Raw genomic sequence first — 13,361 nt, 5'->3', positions numbered from 1 at the left:
GGGCCGAACCGGCCACAGGGGATGCCGGTAATGGTGGCCGGCAGATTACTCTGCCGGGCCCTTGTTGTCGCGGCTGGCGATTTCGCGCAGCCATTTGCGGTGGTGGCGCCAGGCCCATCCACCGGTCACGGTTCCCCGGGTCATCGCGCGCAGCGTGCCCCGCGTCCAGATCGCGGCATAGACGTGCATGATGAACACCAGGATGATCGCCACTGCGGACAGCGCATGGACCAGAACCGCAATGCGGCGCAGCGGCACGCTGACCAGATGACCGGCCACCTGTTGCCAGATCATCACGCCGGTCACGATCAGGACGATGATCAGCGCAGACATGCCCCAGAACACGAACTTCTGGCCGGCATTGTACTTGCCCAGTTCCGGCAGGTTCTCTTCGCGGCCCTTGACCACGTCACCGATGTTGGCGACCCAGGTCGTGTCCTCGGGCTTGGGCATGTTCAGACGCCACAACTGGATGAACATCAAAGCAAAGCTGACGAACAGCACCACGCCGATGATCGGATGGATCCAGCGCGTCGTCTGACCGCCCCCGAACAGCGCTGTCAGAAAGTACAGCGCCGGATCGAACAGCGCCAAACCTGACAGTGCCAGCGCGATCAGGCTGAACGCCGTTACCCAGTGGTTCGCGCGGGTAAACCCGCGATAGCGGCTGACCTCGACCGGCTGGATGCTCTCCAGCCGGTCGCCGCGCTCAGAATAGTATGGACGATGCGCCATCAGACATGCCCTCCGTGGTCGGGATCTTCACCCTTGACCAGCTTGTCGGCGGCCTCGATGTCATGATCCTCGACCTCGTTGCCACGAGAGAACAGGCCGTGCAGCGTGGCACCGACCGCCGCCAGTCCGATGGCCGCAAGGCCCGCGGTCTTGGTCACGCCCTTCCATCCCTCGACCACCGGAGAGATCCGCGGATCCTCGGGCAGGTCGTTATAGATGCCGGGCTTGTCCGCGTGATGCAGCACATACATCACGTGGGTGCCGCCAACGCCGGCCGGGTCGTACAACCCGGCATTTTCATAGCCACGCGATTTCAGGTCCTCGATGCGGGTTTCCGCATGGGCCTGCATGTCGGCCTTGGTGCCGAACACGATGGCCTGCGTGGGACAGGCCTTGGCACAGGCGGGACCCTGACCCACGGCTACGCGATCCGAACACAAGGTGCACTTGTAGCTCTTGTGGTCGGTCTGGCTGATGCGCGGGATGTCAAAGGGACAGCCGGTGACGCAATAGCCGCAACCGATGCAGTTGTCGTGAATGAAATCCACGATGCCGTTGGAATACTGCACGATGGCGCCGGGCGCCGGGCAGGCCTTGAGGCAACCCGGATCCTCGCAATGCATGCAGCCGTCCTTGCGGATCAGCCATTCCAGGTCGTTCGTCGCCGGGTTCTCCCATTCCGCGAAACGCATCAGGGTGAACATGTCGGGGGTCAGGTCGTGGGGGTTTTCATAAACCCCCACGTTTTCGCCGATTTCGGGGGTGGTGTCGTTCCATTCCACACAGGCGGATTGGCAGGCCTTGCAGCCGATGCACTTGGACACATCGATCAGCTTGGCCAGCTTTTCCAACTGGCGTTCCGGTTGCGGCACGTTCCGCGTGGCCGAGATGCGCACGACATCGCGCGCATCGAAATAGGCCTCGGTCGGTTGCACGGGCGGGTTGGACGCCGCCGTGGTCGGGCTGTTTGCCATGTCGTTCATGCCACCGGCTCCTCGGTTGCGGGTTCGATGTTGACCAGGAACGCCTTGAATTCGGGCGTATCCGTGTTCGCATCCCCGATGAACGGCGTCAGGCTGTTCGGCCCCCAACCCTTCTTGGCGGCCCCCATGAAGCCCCAGTGCAACGGAATGCCCACCACATGGACGGGCTTGCCGTCACAGATCAGCGGCTGCAGGCGACGGGTGACCACCGCCTTGGCCCAGACCTGCCCGCGTTTGCCGAACACGCGGACGCGGCTGCCGTTGGTGATGCCGCGTTCCTCGGCCAGCTGGACGCTGATCTCCACAAAGAACTCGGGCTGCAACGCGGCGTTCACCCGGTTGTGCTTGGTCCAATAGTGGAAATGCTCGGTCAGACGATAGGAGGTCGCGACGAACGGAAACTCATCGCTGTTCCCAAGCCGGGCCACGTCGTTCTCAAAGACCCGTGCCACCGGGTTCCCGCGCATCTTGGCGTTGAACACGTTGGCCATCGGGCTTTCGAACGGCTCCATATGCGTCGGGAAAGGCCCGTCGCGCATCATGCCCCGGCTGAACAGTCGCGACACGCCCTCCTGGTTCATGATGAAGGGTCCGACCGTCGACGGGTCCGCCGTCGGCGCGATGTCGGGCACGTCATAGCCGCCCCATTTCGCCCCGTCCCACTGAATCAGCGGGCGCGTTGCGTCCCAGGGTTGGCCCGCCATGTCGGCCGAGGCGCGGTTGTACAGCACCCGCCGGTTGGACGGCCAGGCAAAGGCCCAGTTCAGGAACATGCCGGTTTCGTCGGGGTCGGAATTGTCCCGCCGCGCCATCATGTTGCCGTCCTCGGTCCAGCTGCCGGCATAGATCCAGCAGCCCGCCATGGTGGTCCCGTCGTCGCGCAACTGTCCGAACCCGGACACCTGCTGACCCGCCTGCAGGATCTGCGCGCCCGTCGCCGGATCCGTCACCGGAGCCAGCGCACGACCGTTCATTTCCTTGGCCAGTTCCTCGGGCGTGGGTTCGCCCGCATCGGCATAATCCCATGACAGGTTCACGATCGGATCGGGGAAGGCACCGCCTTCGGTCCGATACAGATCGCGCACCCGCGTCCAGATCTGTGCCATGATCCAAGTGTCGTGCTTGGCCTGACCCGGAGGCGTCGCCCCCGCCCAGTGCCATTGCAGCCAACGGCCCGAATTGACCAGCGCACCCTCGTCCTCGGCAAAGCAGGTCGTGGGCAGTTCCAGCACTTCGGTCTGGATGCTGGCCGTATCGACCTCATTGTGCGCGCCGTGGTTCTGCCAGAAATGCGAGGTCTCGGTGGACAGGGGGTCCATCACGACCAGCATCTTCAGCTTGGACAGGCCGGCCGTCACCTTGCCGCGGTCCGGAATGGACAGCATCGGGTTGAAGCCCTGGCAGAAATACAGGTTCACCCGGTCATGGTTCATCAGCTCGAACATGCGCAGGATGTCATAAGCAGGGACGTCCAGCTTGGGCAGATAGTCATAGGCCCAGTCATTCTCGGCCGTGGCGGCATCGCCCCACATCGCTTTGAGGAAACTGACCATGAACTTGGAATAGTTCTGCCAATAGCTGGTCTGACCCGGCTGCAGGGGCGTGAACTCCCGCGTGGACATATAGGTCTGCCAGTCCACTTCCTTTTCGGTCGGGATGTTCAGATAGCCGGGGATCAGGTTCGACATCAGGCCAATATCGGTCAGGCCCTGAATATTGGAATGGCCGCGCAACGCGTTCATCCCGCCACCGCGGACGCCGATATTGCCCAGGATCAGCTGCAGCATGGCCATGCCGCGGATGTTCTGGGCACCCTTGGAATGCTGGGTCCAGCCAAGCGCGTACATCGACGTCATCGTCTTGTCGACAGCCGAGCATTCGCCGATCATCCCGCATATATCGAGGAACTTGTCACGTGGCGTGCCGGTGATGTTTTCCACGAATTCGGGCGTATAGACCTCAACATGCTGTTTCAGCATGTTCCAGACGCAGCGGGGGTTCTGCAGCGTCGGGTCGGTCAGCGCAAAGCCGTCCTCGCCGATCTGATAGTCCCAGCTTTCCTTGTCGAAATCGCGCTTTTCCTCGTCATAGCCGGTGAAAAGCCCGTCGGACCAGCCAAAGTCATCGCGCACCAGAAAGGACGCGTTGGTAAAGTTGCGGACGTAGTCCCACTGGACTTTGTCGTTTTCCATGCACCAGCGGATCACCCCCATCAGGAAGGCGATGTCGCTGCCCGGACGGATGGGCGCGTAATAGTCCGCCACCGATGCGGTGCGGGTATAGCGCGGGTCGACCACGATCAGCTTGGCGCCGCGATGCGCCTTGGCCTCGGTCACCCATTTGAACCCGCAGGGATGCGCCTCGGCGGCATTGCCGCCCATGACGATCGCCAGGTCGGTGTTCTTGATGTCAGTCCATGGATTGGTCATCGCTCCACGGCCAAATGTCGGGCCCAAACTGGACACCGTAGGGCCGTGTCAGACGCGTGCCTGATTATCGAATCCCACAATCCCCATGGACCGGACCGTCTTGTAGGTCAGCCATGCGGTTTCGTTGGTCGTGGCCGAGGCCGCCAGGAACCCCGCCGTCGTCCAGCGATTGACGGGGGTGCCGTCATCGTTGGTGGCGATGAAGTTCGCGTCCCGATCATCCTTGAGGGCGCGGGCGATCTTGTCCAGCGCCTCCTCCCAGGTGACCTCCTCAAAGCGGTCCGATCCCGGACGGCGCAGGCGGGGCTGCGTCAGGCGCGTGGGCGCATGGACGAAGTCCTTCAGCGCGGCGCCCTTGGGGCACAGCGTTCCGCGGTTCGTCGGGTGATCGGCATCGCCCTCGATATGCATCAGCTCGGCGGTCTCGCCGGCCTTCACGTCGCCGCGCGAATACATGATGATGCCGCAGGCGACCGAGCAATAGGGACAGGTGTTGCGTGTTTCCGTGGTCGTGGCCAGCTTGAACGCGCGCACATGCGCGGCCTCCGCTGCCTCGGCCCCGCCGAAGCCCATGGCTCCAAGCGACGTTGCCGCAACCCCCGCACCCGCTAGCCTTAGAAAGCCGCGACGCGAAAGGTCGATATTCATGGGACCCTCCCTCTGCCTGTCAAATTCGATAGGTACACTCCAATTCTCTGCCGCGGCTCCGGTCAAGTCAAGGTACGAAGCCTTGCGCGCGACCGAACGGACGGTCTAGAACGAGGGCATCAAGCCGATGCGCCGGGGGCGTTCGGGCCGCGTGGCTCCGCCGGAAACGGGGGCTTGGCACATCGGCGCGAGACCCCGCGTTCAGCGGGGTCCGCCGATCCCAACCCTTCACCCTGACCGGAGCCATCCCATGCCCCTGATGTCACGCCTGCTGGCGACCTTTCTTGCCACGGCCCTGCCGCTGTCCGCCGCCGCCCAGGAAACGCTGTATTTCTCGGCCATTCCTGACGAGGACGAGACCCGTCTTGTCGACCGCTTTACCGCTGTCGCCGACTACCTGTCGGACGAGCTGGGCGTGCCGGTCGAATTCGTCCCGGTCAAATCCTATCCCGCCGCCGTGACCGCGTTCCGCAACGATCAGGTCCAGCTGGCCTGGTTCGGCGGCCTGTCGGGCGTTCAGGCCCGCCTGCTGGTCGACGGTGCCCGCGCCATCGCGCAGGGCGACGAGGACACCAGCTTCGTCAGCTATTTCATCGCCCATACCGACACCGGCCTGACCGAGGCCGAGGAATTCCCCGAGGCCGCGCGCGGCATGTCGTTCACCTTCGGGGCCAAGACATCGACGTCGGGGCGGCTGATGCCGGAATACGCGATCCGCGAAAACACCGGAGAGGCGCCCGAAGAATTCTTTGACCGCGTCGGCTTTTCGGGCGATCACAGCCAGACCCTGCGGCTGGTCGCGTCGGGTGCATGGCAGGTCGGCGCCCTGAATTATACTGTTTATGACCAAGCTGTTGCCGACGGCGCGCCCGAGATCGAGACCGCCAAGATCATCTGGAAAACGCCGCCCTATCCCGATTACAACTGGACCATCCGCGGCGACGTGGATGCCCGTTGGGGCGACGGGTTCGCCGACAAGGTTCAGGCCGCACTGGTCGGCATGAACGACCCGGACCTGCTGGCGGCGTTCCCGCGCAACGCGTTCATCCCTGCCGCGAACGGCGACTATGCCCCCATCGAACAGGTCGCCCGCGATCTGGACCTGCTGGAGTAACCCTTGCAGCTGCTGGATGGGGTCGATCTTGGCTATGGCGGTACGCCCGTCCTGGCCGGGGTGCGACTGCATGTCGCGCCGGGTGAGCGGGTCGCCCTGCTGGGACGCAGTGGTTCGGGCAAGTCGACCCTGCTGTCGGCATTGCACGATGCAGCAGCGGCGCGCGGCATGCGAATCGCGCTGGTCCCGCAGGACGCGGCGCTGGTTCCCCAGCTGTCGGCCCTGCGCAACGTCCTGATGGGGCGGCTGGACGATCACGGCGCGTGGCGCAACCTACGCACGCTGATCCGTCCGGCAACCCCCGACCGCGCCACGGCACTGGCCGACCTGGACCGCGTGGGCCTGACGCCACAGGCCGATGCCCGCGTGGAATCCCTGTCGGGCGGGCAGAAACAACGCGTGGCGCTGGCCCGTGCCCTGCATCGCGGCGGCGACCTGATCCTGGGGGACGAGCCGCTGTCCGCGGTCGATCCGCGTCAGGCGCAGGACCTCGCGGCGCTGCTGAGGGCGGCCTTTCCGACCGCGATCCTGGCGCTGCACGATGTTGCTGTCGCACGCGCATTCGCGACGCGGGTGATCGGGCTGAAACAGGGGGTCTTTCTGTTCGACCTGCCGATCGACAGGCTGGACGCCCCGCGGATCGAGGCGCTGTATGGCTAGCCTGTCGCGTCTTGGCGTGGTTGCGGGGTTTCTGGCCGTCGCCGCATTGTGCCTGCCCCTGGCCGATCTGACGGTTGCCGGCCACGACCCATGGGCCGCACTGGCCCGGATGGGCCGCGGCTTTCTGGCCCCCGATTTCGGCGCCGTCGAACAGATCGTTCAGGCCGTCGCGCTGACGGTGGCCTTTGCCGTGGCGGGCGTGACACTGGGCGGGATGGCCGGCCTGATCCTGGCGCCGTTCTATAAAATACGGGCGGTGCGCGGGTTCGCTATCGCCTTGCGGTCGGTCCACGAACTGTTCTGGGCGCTGCTGCTGCTGCAGCTCTTCGGGATCAGCGTCTGGTCAGGGGTGCTGGCCATCGCGCTGCCCTATGCCGGGATCTTTGCCAAAGTCCTGTCGGAAATTTTGGACGAAGCAGACCGCCGCCCCGATCGCTGGCTGGGACCGTCGGTCGATCCGCTGACCCGGTTCCTGTGGGCCCGCGCGCCGTTGGCGTGGCCGCAGATGGCGACCTATGCGCTGTACCGGCTGGAATGCGGGCTTCGGTCGTCGGCGGTGCTGGGTTTCATCGGGCTGCCGACGCTTGGGTTTCAGTTGGACACGTTTTTCCGACAGGGAGAATACGGCGCGGCGGGGGCGGTGATGGCGATCTATATCACGCTGATCGCGACGGTCCGGCTGTGGATGCGGCCCCGGCTGCTGGTGGGCTGGCTGGTCTTTGCCGTGGTGATGCTGGCCACCGTGCGCACGCCGCCGATGGGGCAGGGCGCGCTGTGGCGGTTTCTGTCCCAGGACATCATCCCCGCCCCCCTGCGCCAGGGCGACCCGGCGGCGCTGTTGCCATGGCTGTGGGATCTGACCACCGCGGCGATCCTGCCGGGACTGGCCGCAACGCTGGTGGTGGCGCAACTGGCGCTGGTGCTGGCGGGCGTGGTGGCGTTCATCGCGCAGGCGGTGATCGTGCCGCGGGTGACCGGGCGCGTCGGCGCGGCTTTGGGGCATCTGGTGCTGGTGGTCCTGCGGTCGTTCCCCGAATACATGCTGGCCTATCTGTTCCTGCAGGTCTGGGGGCCATCCATGCTGCCCGCGATCCTGGCGCTTGGGCTGCATAACGGGGCGATCATCGGGCACCTGCTGGGCCGTCAGGCGACCGGCCTGACGCTGCGCGCGGACGCACCCCGCGGCCTGACCCTGTGGGGCTGGGAGATCGTGCCCCGCCTGTTCGGTTCCTTCGTCGCCCTGTGCCTGTACCGGTGGGAGATCATCATCCGGGAATCCGCGATCATGGGCATTCTGGGCATCGCCACATTGGGGTTCTACCTGGACGACGCCATCGCCGAACTGCGCATCGACCGGGCGATCGTCATTCTGGCCGCGACCGGGCTGATCACGGTCGGCATCGACGCGCTGTCACGCGCCATCCGCACCCGGCTTGGTGCGGACACGCTGCAGGTCGGGGGCGCGCGGCCGGGGGCGACCCCCGGTCAGGCGGTTCCCGGTCAGGCGACCAACTGCTAGGCGGCCATCTGCGGCTGACGCACGGCGCAGGCAAAGGCCAGAAACTTGCCGTCGTCGTTGGACACCAGATCGCCCATCGGTCGCGGCGTCCAGCCAAGGCGTGAGGCCATGCGCAGAAACGCCGGCGGTCCCAAAAACAGACAGTCGGTGGCGCCGACGTCGTGCAGGTATTCGTTCGACGCCTCCAGGATCGCTTCGGCAAGGCCCGGGACGGGCAGGGCGGCAAACCGCGTCAGTTCCCATGCCTGCGGGTCGACCGGAGGCTCGTCATGGCACAGGTTGGTGGGCATTCCCGGCAACAGGCCACGATGCGCATCACGGATCATGTAGGAATAGATCACCTTGCCGCCACCGAACGAACAGTCGGTCCGTTTCAGCCGCGCGCCGCCAATCGCACGCCCGTCACGATGGGCGATCACATAGACGGTGTCAAAGGTGTCGTACTGCTCGAACTCGATCCCTTCAGCATGGTGCAGGGGCCAGGCCATCCGATCCACAAAGATCTGCTTGCGCAGCTGAAAGAAGCTGGCAACCAGATCGAACCGGGCCATGTCGCGCGGCAGGCGGATCGTGGCGATCTGCACGTCGGTCATTGTCTGTGTCATGTCACGCATCCCTATTGCCGATATCCGTCAGGCAGCTTGGCCAGCCCCAGGAACTGGCGCCCGCCAGTCACCTTGTTGGGCAGCCAAAGGCCCCAACTGGTAACCTCGACCGCAAGAACGCCCTCGTCGGCATAGACGTCGAAATAGGTCAGCATCGTCTCGACCATGTCGCGGCTGAACTCTGCAGTTGCCAATCTAGGCTCTATGATTCCCTGCATCACTTTCGTCCTCCATAATTAACACGTGTTAACGGTCTGCGGCTCCAAGCCGGACTTGTCGCCCAAAAAACGGACAAGCTGCCTTTTCAGTATGTCCGAAAAGACATACCCTTGGGTTCGTGAAGCGGGAGAGGTGCGATGCTGAACGATCTGATCCCCAATTTCGATGCCGAGATTGCGGAGATGCACGCCTTGGCGCCATCGGGTTGGATCATGGGGTTCAATCTGACCTACAAGGGCCCTGAACACCTGCACAACGCCTATCCGGACGCATGGCGCACCATCTATGAGGACAGGAACTATTTCTTTGGCGATCCCATCGCGATGTGGACGATGACCCATGACGGTGCCACACGCTGGTCAGAGGTGCGCATCCCGGATCTGCGCGGGGTCATGCAGGCGGCACGTCGGTTTCGCCTGAACCACGGTGTGGCGATCTCTCGCAAGGTGGCGGGAAAGCGGTCGTTCCTGACGCTGTCGCATCCCGACCGCGAGTTCACCGACGACGAAATCGCGCGCTGTCATGCCAAGTTCAACCTGTGGACCGATCTGGTGCTGAACCGCGCGGCCCTGACGCCCGCCGAACTGGACGTGCTGCGCTGTTTCCGCGACGGTCTGGGCCAGATAGAGACCGCGACCCAGCTGTCCATCGCCGAATCGACCGTCAAGCAGCGCGCCGTCAAGGCGTGCGGCAAGCTGGGTGCAAAAAGCCGCACCCAAGCCGTCGCCATCGCGGTCGCCCGCAACTATTTGTAACCGTTACTGTATCGTGCGGATCGCCGGATAGGCAGCACGATAGGCCCGGTGCGCCGCGGCAAACGCGTCGCGCAGGCCCGCGTCCGGCGCGATCTCGGTGGTGACGCGGGGGGCGGTCATCACCTGTTCGACCGTCCCTGTCCCCGACGCGACCATGCCAAGCCGCGCAGCACCCAGGGCCGCACCGAAATCGCCGTCTTCGGGCAGGGTCAGCGTCACGTCCAGCGCGGTGGCAATCACCTGCAACCAATAGTGCGACCGTGCGCCCCCACCGATCGCCATCAGACGTGTCGGTTGTGCGCCAGTCGATTTCAGCGCGGTCAGACTGTCGGCCAGACCAAAGGCCACCCCCTCCAGCACCGCGCGGGTCAGGTCGTTGCGGTCGGTCGCCGACGCCAGCCCGGTCAGGCTGCCCCGGATCGCGGGGTCGTTGTGCGGCGTGCGTTCCCCCGACAGATAGGGCAGGAACCGCACCGGCCCCGGCGCCCGCAGCGGCCCCAGATCGGCGGTCAATTGCGCGGGCGTCGCGCCGGTGACGCGGCCCAGCCAGTTCAGACTGTCGGTCGCGGCCAGCATCACGCCCATCTGGTACCAGCGCCCCGGCACTGCGTGGCAAAAGCTGTGCAGCGCCGTGTCGGGCGCGGGGGCATAGCCGTCGCGCGCCGCCAACAGCACACCCGATGTGCCCAGAGACACGAAACCCGCGCCTTCGGCCATCGCGCCGATCCCGCAGGCGGCCGCCGCATTGTCGCCCGCCCCCCCGGCAACCGTCACCGTCGCGGACAGGCCCCACCCGGCGGCCAGATCGGCGCGCAACTGTCCGGCGGGGGCCGACCCCTCGACCAGGCGGGGCATCTGCGCGCGGGTCATTCCGGTGGCGGCCAGCAGGTCGTCCGACCAGTCGCGCGCGCCCGTATCTAGCCATGACGTCCCCGACGCGTCGGACAGATCGCCCACCGCATCACCGGTCAGCCACAGGTTCAGATAGGCAGCGGGCAACAGCACGCGGGTCACGCGGGCGAACAGGTCGGGCTCATGCGCGGCCATCCATGCCAGCTTGGGCGCGGTGAAACCCGGAAACACGATGTTGCCGGTCAGATCGCGAAAGCGCGGGTCGGCATCCATCGCGTCGGCCTCTGCATGGCTGCGCGTGTCGTTCCACAGGATCGCGGGGCGCAGCACGCGATCCTGTGCGTCCAGCACACAGGCACCGTGCATGTGACCCGCAACGCCGATGCCGCGCAGCGACGCGAATTCCGGATGCGCGGCGCGCAGGTCGGCAACCGCCCCCTGCAGCGCGGTGATCCAGTCGGCAGGGTCCTGTTCGGACCAGCCGGGATGGGGGTTTGATACCTTGTAATGGCGTTCCGTCGACCCGATCGGTTGCCCCGCATCATCCACCAGCAGCGCGCGCAGCCCCGATGTGCCCAGATCGATCCCCAGAAAGCTCATCCCGCGTCCCCCATGTTGTCCGGACCGACCTTGACCACCGAAACCGAAATGTCCAGCCGAAGCCTTGCACCCGGTCCCGGTTCGGACAAAGGTCGGGGAAACAAACGGAGCGTACCATGACACCGCGCATCATCGACCGCGACAGCGCCCGCGGGCTGGACTGGCCCGGCGCCATCGATGCCCTGCGACAAGGGCATCTTGCCGCTGCGGGACAGGTCCGCGACCTGTTTCTGGGGCCGGGGTCGGGCAGCCTGCTGACACGGGCGGCGTGGCTGCCGGGGCGGGGTTTCGGCGTCAAGGCGGTGACCGTCTTTGGCGACAACCCGGCACGCGGCCTGCCCTCGGTGCAGGGGGCGATGCTGGTGTTTGACCCTGAAACAGGTGCGCTGACCGCCGTGATCGACGCGCCTTTGGTCACCGAATACAAGACCTGCGCCGATTCCGTGCTGGGCGCCCAGATCCTGGCACGGCCAGACAGCCGCAGGTTGCTGATCGTCGGCGCGGGGGTGCTGGCGGGCGGGCTGGTCGCGGCCTATCGCGCGGGCATGCCGCATCTGGATCAGGTCCAGGTCTGGGCGCGCCGGCCCGAACAGGCGCAGGCACTGGCCGACAGCATGGCGGCGCAGGGCCATTCGGTCACCCCGGTCACGGATCTGGCGGCGGCGGTTGCAGGTGCGGACATCGTGTCCACCGCGACCATGGCGCGCGAACCGGTGCTGCGCGGGGACTGGGTACGGCCCGGTACGCATGTCGACCTGATCGGTGCCTTTCGCGCCGACATGCGCGAGGCCGATGATGCCCTGATGACGCGGGCGCGCATTTTTGTCGACAGCCGCGACACCACCATCGCCCATATCGGAGAGCTGGCAATCCCCATCGCCGCGGGTGTGCTGACGCCTGACGATGTGCTGGGCGATCTATACGATCTGGTGCCCGGTCAATGCGGACGCACCGGTGCGGACCAGATTACGGTGTTCAAGAACGGCGGCGGCGCGCATCTGGACACGATGATCGCGGCCTGGATCGCCGCCGCGACCTAAGGCAGGGCGGGCATCACGCGGCCTGTGCAGGGCCCGAACCCCACCCGATACCCTGACCCCTGCGCATGCGCGAACAGGCCAACCTCGTCTCCGTCCTGCAGAAAGGTGCGGGGCTGGCCGTTCACGGTCACAGGCTGCTGCCCGTTCTGCGTCATCTCCAGCAGGGCGCCGGTCTGGTCGGGGGTTGGGCCGGAAACCGTGCCCGAGCCCAGCAGGTCGCCCACCCGCATCGGACAGCCCGAACTGGCGTGATGGGCCAGCGCCTGCGCCTGTGACCAGTGCATTTCGGCATAGTTCACACGGGCCATCACCTGCCCGTTCAACGTCCAACCCATCGACAGGTCGTGAAAGCCGGGGCGGCTGTCGCGCAGATGGGGCAGCGGGGCGACGACCCGTACGGCGCCCGTCCGGCGGAACGGCTCCAGCGCGGCGCGGGTCACGATCCACGGGCTGATCGTGGTGGCAAACGCCTTGCCCTGAAACGGCCCAAGTGGCTGGTATTCCCACGCCTGAATGTCGCGCGCCGACCAGTCGTTCAACAGGACGTGGCCAAAGATCATGTCCTCGGCCTGATCGACGGTGATGCGGGTGCCAAGCGTGGTCGCGACGCCCACGATCGCGCCCAGTTCCAATTCCAGATCCAGACGGCGGCTGGCCGTCCATTCCGGGCCGGCGGGGCCAGCCACCTGACCCATCGGACGATGCACCGGCGTGCCCGATGCCACGACCGACGATGCCCGTCCGTTGTAACCGATGGGCATGTGGTCCCATTGCGGAGGCAGGGCATTGTCCGGCCCGCGAAACAGGCAGCCCACGTTGTACGCATGGTGGCGCGAGGCATAGAAATCGGTGAACGCCTCGACCCGGATCGGCAGGTGCATCCGCGCACCTGCCATCGCCACCAGCGGCAGGTCGCGCGGCCCGTCAGGGGACAGCAGCGCCGTCAGCCGGGCGCGAATGGCCGCCCATGCATCAGGGCCAAGGGCGATAAAGCTGTTCAGGTGCGGCGCGGCGAATGTACCGCCGGCGTCCAGCATGCCCCTCGCCTCGCAAGCTGCCAGGTCCAGGATGCTGTCGCCGATCGCCACCCCGCAACGCGGTCCCCGGTCGTCCGAAAAGACGCCATAGGGCAGGTTGTTCAGCGGAAAATCACAGTCGGGGCGGTTGGCGGGCGCCACGTGCGACGGCATCAGGCACGGTAC

General features: G+C 65.8%; 12 protein-coding genes. 5 read left to right on the top strand and 7 right to left on the bottom strand.

Annotated features, from left to right (window positions below; genetic code table 11):
* Positions 1-45 precede the first annotated feature (45 nt).
* From ACJJVR_RS11170 to fdnG, 3 genes are read right to left on the bottom strand one after another with little or no spacing between them, the layout of a single operon-like run.
* Entirely contained in the window at positions 46-735 is a 690-nt protein-coding gene (locus ACJJVR_RS11170) for a formate dehydrogenase subunit gamma (protein ID WP_405404587.1), read from the bottom strand.
* Positions 735-1,718 (bottom strand): formate dehydrogenase subunit beta, encoded by a 984-nt coding sequence (gene fdxH / locus ACJJVR_RS11165; RefSeq protein ID WP_405404585.1) that lies wholly within the window; start codon positions 1,716-1,718, stop codon positions 735-737. The genes ACJJVR_RS11170 and fdxH overlap by 1 nt, the downstream gene beginning before the upstream one ends.
* Positions 1,715-4,795: a formate dehydrogenase-N subunit alpha gene (fdnG, locus tag ACJJVR_RS11160; protein WP_405404583.1), complete on the bottom strand. Its 3,081-nt coding sequence runs from the start codon at positions 4,793-4,795 to the stop codon at positions 1,715-1,717. The genes fdxH and fdnG overlap by 4 nt, the downstream gene beginning before the upstream one ends.
* Before the next feature lie 250 nt (positions 4,796-5,045).
* Between fdnG and ACJJVR_RS11155 the strand changes: the two genes are divergently transcribed.
* From ACJJVR_RS11155 to ACJJVR_RS11145, 3 genes are read left to right on the top strand one after another with little or no spacing between them, the layout of a single operon-like run.
* Complete coding sequence (locus ACJJVR_RS11155) at positions 5,046-5,909, top strand: putative selenate ABC transporter substrate-binding protein (RefSeq protein WP_405404581.1); 864 nt, start codon at positions 5,046-5,048, stop codon at positions 5,907-5,909.
* 3 nt (positions 5,910-5,912) lie between these two features.
* Positions 5,913-6,569, top strand: coding sequence for a phosphonate ABC transporter ATP-binding protein (locus ACJJVR_RS11150; RefSeq protein WP_405404579.1), 657 nt, complete (start codon positions 5,913-5,915; stop codon positions 6,567-6,569).
* Positions 6,562-8,088 (top strand): PhnE/PtxC family ABC transporter permease, encoded by a 1,527-nt coding sequence (locus ACJJVR_RS11145; RefSeq protein ID WP_405404577.1) that lies wholly within the window; start codon positions 6,562-6,564, stop codon positions 8,086-8,088. Before ACJJVR_RS11150 ends, ACJJVR_RS11145 begins: the two co-directional genes overlap by 8 nt.
* On the opposite strand, the gene ACJJVR_RS11140 is transcribed toward ACJJVR_RS11145, so the two are convergent.
* Positions 8,085-8,693 carry an acyl-homoserine-lactone synthase gene (locus ACJJVR_RS11140; protein WP_405404576.1) on the bottom strand — a complete coding sequence of 203 codons (609 nt, stop codon included), beginning with the start codon at positions 8,691-8,693 and terminating at the stop codon, positions 8,085-8,087. The two genes, ACJJVR_RS11145 and ACJJVR_RS11140, sit on opposite strands and share 4 nt — an antisense overlap.
* Positions 8,694-8,704: 11 nt before the next feature.
* The gene (locus tag ACJJVR_RS11135) at positions 8,705-8,911 is read right to left on the bottom strand and encodes a hypothetical protein (RefSeq protein WP_405404575.1); all 207 of its coding nucleotides are present in this window, start codon (positions 8,909-8,911) and stop codon (positions 8,705-8,707) included.
* Between the two features lie 138 nt (positions 8,912-9,049).
* Between ACJJVR_RS11135 and ACJJVR_RS11130 the strand changes: the two genes are divergently transcribed.
* Positions 9,050-9,667, top strand: coding sequence for an autoinducer binding domain-containing protein (locus tag ACJJVR_RS11130; protein ID WP_405404573.1), 618 nt, complete (start codon positions 9,050-9,052; stop codon positions 9,665-9,667).
* Positions 9,668-9,670: 3 nt separating this feature from the next.
* Here the strand turns inward: ACJJVR_RS11130 and xylB are convergent, their stop codons facing one another.
* Complete coding sequence (gene xylB, locus ACJJVR_RS11125) at positions 9,671-11,119, bottom strand: xylulokinase (protein WP_405404571.1); 1,449 nt, start codon at positions 11,117-11,119, stop codon at positions 9,671-9,673.
* A 116-nt stretch (positions 11,120-11,235) separates the two neighbouring features.
* Between xylB and ACJJVR_RS11120 the strand changes: the two genes are divergently transcribed.
* A complete protein-coding gene (locus ACJJVR_RS11120; protein WP_405404570.1) occupies positions 11,236-12,159 on the top strand; it encodes an ornithine cyclodeaminase family protein in 924 nt (307 codons plus the stop codon).
* Here ACJJVR_RS11120 and fahA read toward each other — a convergent pair.
* Positions 12,156-13,349 (bottom strand): fumarylacetoacetase, encoded by a 1,194-nt coding sequence (gene fahA, locus ACJJVR_RS11115; protein ID WP_405404568.1) that lies wholly within the window; start codon positions 13,347-13,349, stop codon positions 12,156-12,158. The two genes, ACJJVR_RS11120 and fahA, sit on opposite strands and share 4 nt — an antisense overlap.
* Positions 13,350-13,361 lie beyond the last annotated feature (12 nt).

The sequence above is a fragment of the Paracoccus sp. Ld10 genome, assembly GCF_045064235.1.
Lineage (GTDB): Bacteria > Pseudomonadota > Alphaproteobacteria > Rhodobacterales > Rhodobacteraceae > Paracoccus.
This window is presented reverse-complemented; position numbering and strand designations above follow the sequence as displayed.

Coding starts and splice junctions, on each gene's coding strand:
- ACJJVR_RS11130 (WP_405404573.1), top strand. CDS start 9,050: ATGCTGAACGATCTGATCCCCAATTTCGATGCCGAGATTGCGGAGATG.
- fahA (WP_405404568.1), bottom strand. CDS start 13,349: ATGCCGTCGCACGTGGCGCCCGCCAACCGCCCCGACTGTGATTTTCCG.
- ACJJVR_RS11170 (WP_405404587.1), bottom strand. CDS start 735: ATGGCGCATCGTCCATACTATTCTGAGCGCGGCGACCGGCTGGAGAGC.
- ACJJVR_RS11140 (WP_405404576.1), bottom strand. CDS start 8,693: ATGACACAGACAATGACCGACGTGCAGATCGCCACGATCCGCCTGCCG.
- xylB (WP_405404571.1), bottom strand. CDS start 11,119: ATGAGCTTTCTGGGGATCGATCTGGGCACATCGGGGCTGCGCGCGCTG.
- ACJJVR_RS11120 (WP_405404570.1), top strand. CDS start 11,236: ATGACACCGCGCATCATCGACCGCGACAGCGCCCGCGGGCTGGACTGG.
- ACJJVR_RS11145 (WP_405404577.1), top strand. CDS start 6,562: ATGGCTAGCCTGTCGCGTCTTGGCGTGGTTGCGGGGTTTCTGGCCGTC.
- ACJJVR_RS11135 (WP_405404575.1), bottom strand. CDS start 8,911: ATGCAGGGAATCATAGAGCCTAGATTGGCAACTGCAGAGTTCAGCCGC.
- ACJJVR_RS11155 (WP_405404581.1), top strand. CDS start 5,046: ATGCCCCTGATGTCACGCCTGCTGGCGACCTTTCTTGCCACGGCCCTG.
- fdxH (WP_405404585.1), bottom strand. CDS start 1,718: ATGAACGACATGGCAAACAGCCCGACCACGGCGGCGTCCAACCCGCCC.